We start from the raw sequence: 3,122 nt of genomic DNA on the forward strand, positions 1-3,122 counted from the left end.
ACACCAAACTATGATCGCCCTATTCAGACTCGCTTTCGCTGCGCCTACACCTATCGGCTTAAGCTTGCTTGGTACATTAAGTCACAGACCCATTATGCAAGAGGTACGCAGTCAGGGCACAAGACCCCTCCTACTGCTTGTAGGCAATCCGTTTCAGGTACTGTTTCACTCCCCTCATCGGGGTGCTTTTCACCTTTCCCTCACGGTACTAGTTCGCTATCGGTCGCATACGAGTATTTAGGCTTGGAGGGTGGTCCCCCCATGTTCAGACAGGATTACACGTGTCCCGCCCTACTCGAGTCCATTCACATCACTTTCGCATACGGGGCTGTCACCCGCTACGGCCGAACTTTCCAGATCGTTCTGCTAGTTGAATGAATGGCACTGGCCTGGTCCGCGTTCGCTCGCCACTACTAACGGAATCTCGGTTGATGTCTTTTCCTCCAGGTACTGAGATGTTTCAGTTCCCCGGGTTCGCTTCTCGAAACCTATGTATTCAGTATCGAGATACTCATAGTCCCAATTACCTAGCCCATTGGGCTAGGTAATCAGGATGAGTGGGTTTCCCCATTCGGAAATCTGCGGGTCAAAGGTTGCTCACACCTCACCGCAGCTTATCGCAGCGTGCCACGTCCTTCATCGCCTGTATGCGCCAAGGCATCCACGAATTGCCCTTACCTCACGCTTGAGAGCCCACACCACCAACAACAACGCTGGATCGGCAAAACCGCCCGGAAGCAGTTCCACCAACCACTCGGCATAGCGCCGCTGCGGTCAATTGGTGCGGGTGATTAATCTCAGCCAGATATTAGTGAATTGCCAGCCTCTTGCTAGACGCCCGAACCTCGCGGTCCCGCGCCTCACTCAAAGCCGACACCTTCACGGCATCGATTTTAAGAACCCATTCACAATGTCAAAGAGGAAGCCGAAGCTTCCATAACCGCTGCCCATGCAGCGGAACTGATGTCTTCATCTCTAGGTATGGTGCGCGTGGTGGAGCCTATCGGGATCGAACCGATGACCTGATGCTTGCAAAGCAACCGCTCTCCCAGCTGAGCTAAGGCCCCATGCGCCGACGGCGAGAACGCCGGGCGACAGCGCAGGCCCCGCCTGCGCCGCTGGCCAGTCGCGACGCCTGCGATGGTGGGCCGAGTAGGAGTTGAACCTACGACCTCACGCTTATCAGGCGTGCGCTCTAACCACCTGAGCTACCGGCCCGCACCCGTCGCGCCGTCAGTCGCAGCGAAACTGCGCCTTATGGCGCGCTCCGTCGCGCTGGCCGAGCTTGTTTGCGTGCGAACCAGCTGACGCTGCTTCGTCTCGCAAACTAACCTAGGATGAAGGGACATGAGGACGGTGGTACTGATATGTTCTCTGGAATGGGAGGAAGCTCTTCCTCGGCCGTGGCCGAGGCGCTTTCCGCCGCTATCCTTAGAAAGGAGGTGATCCAGCCGCAGGTTCCCCTACGGCTACCTTGTTACGACTTCACCCCAGTCGCTAAGCCCACCGTGGTCGCCTGCCTCTCTTGCGAGTTAGCGCAACGCCTTCGGGTGAACCCAACTCCCATGGTGTGACGGGCGGTGTGTACAAGGCCTGGGAACGTATTCACCGCGGCATGCTGATCCGCGATTACTAGCGATTCCGCCTTCATGCTCTCGAGTTGCAGAGAGCAATCCGAACTGAGACGACTTTTGGAGATTAGCTCACCCTCGCGGGATTGCAGCCCACTGTAGTCGCCATTGTAGCACGTGTGTAGCCCAGCGCGTAAGGGCCATGAGGACTTGACGTCATCCCCACCTTCCTCCGGCTTATCACCGGCGGTTCCTTTAGAGTACCCAACTGAATGATGGTAACTAAAGGCGAGGGTTGCGCTCGTTGCGGGACTTAACCCAACATCTCACGACACGAGCTGACGACAGCCATGCAGCACCTGTGTTCCAGTCCCCGAAGGGAAGAGACCCATCTCTGGGAATCGTCCGGACATGTCAAACGCTGGTAAGGTTCTGCGCGTTGCTTCGAATTAAACCACATGCTCCACCGCTTGTGCAGGCCCCCGTCAATTCCTTTGAGTTTTAACCTTGCGGCCGTACTCCCCAGGCGGATAACTTAATGCGTTAGCTGCGCCACCCAAGCACCAAGTGCCCGGACAGCTAGTTATCATCGTTTACGGCGTGGACTACCAGGGTATCTAATCCTGTTTGCTCCCCACGCTTTCGCACCTCAGCGTCAATACCGGTCCAGTGAGCCGCCTTCGCCACTGGTGTTCTTCCGAATATCTACGAATTTCACCTCTACACTCGGAATTCCACTCACCTCTCCCGGATTCAAGCGATGCAGTCTCAAAGGCAGTTCTGGAGTTGAGCTCCAGGCTTTCACCCCTGACTTACAAAGCCGCCTACGTGCGCTTTACGCCCAGTAATTCCGAACAACGCTAGCTCCCTCCGTATTACCGCGGCTGCTGGCACGGAGTTAGCCGGAGCTTATTCTCCCGGTACTGTCATTATCATCCCGGGTAAAAGAGCTTTACAACCCTAAGGCCTTCATCACTCACGCGGCATTGCTGGATCAGGCTTTCGCCCATTGTCCAATATTCCCCACTGCTGCCTCCCGTAGGAGTCTGGGCCGTGTCTCAGTCCCAGTGTGGCTGATCATCCTCTCAGACCAGCTACGGATCGTCGGCTTGGTAGGCCTTTACCCCACCAACTACCTAATCCGACGCGGGCTCATCCCTGGGCGATAAATCTTTGGTCTCGCGACATCATCCGGTATTAGCAGTCGTTTCCAACTGTTATTCCGAACCCAAGGGCAGATTCCCACGCGTTACGCACCCGTGCGCCACTAAGGCCGAAGCCTTCGTTCGACTTGCATGTGTTAGGCATGCCGCCAGCGTTCGTTCTGAGCCAGGATCAAACTCTCAAGTTTGATGCTCGATTCAGCCCCGGCGGAATAACCAGAACCAAACCGCTCACTTCAAGGAGCCGTTCCTGCACTTCACATAAATGGATACGTGAAAGACACATGAAACGGCCTAACTTCTAACGACCCCTCCGCACCTTGCATGCGAAAGACCCGCAGAACCACCGTCCACATGTCCCTTCATCTCAATCACAATGTCAAAGAGC

Annotated in this window: 2 tRNA genes and 2 rRNA genes (1 of these 4 cut by a window edge); all 4 read right to left on the minus strand. The window is 55.8% G+C overall.

The window, feature by feature from the left end:
* Positions 1-688 (minus strand): 23S ribosomal RNA (locus tag AX685_RS07580) (it extends 2,096 nt beyond the left edge of the window).
* Between the two features lie 303 nt (positions 689-991).
* A tRNA-Ala gene (locus AX685_RS07585) sits at positions 992-1,067 on the minus strand.
* 74 nt (positions 1,068-1,141) lie between these two features.
* Positions 1,142-1,218, minus strand: a tRNA-Ile gene (locus AX685_RS07590).
* Positions 1,219-1,435: 217 nt separating this feature from the next.
* Positions 1,436-2,922 (minus strand): 16S ribosomal RNA (locus tag AX685_RS07595).
* Together the 16S and 23S rRNA genes with 2 tRNA genes alongside form the textbook arrangement of a ribosomal RNA operon.
* Positions 2,923-3,122 lie beyond the last annotated feature (200 nt).

This window comes from Sphingomonas sp. CCH9-F2 (assembly GCF_001556735.1).
Taxonomy (GTDB): Bacteria; Pseudomonadota; Alphaproteobacteria; order Sphingomonadales; family Sphingomonadaceae; genus Sphingomonas; species Sphingomonas ginsenosidimutans.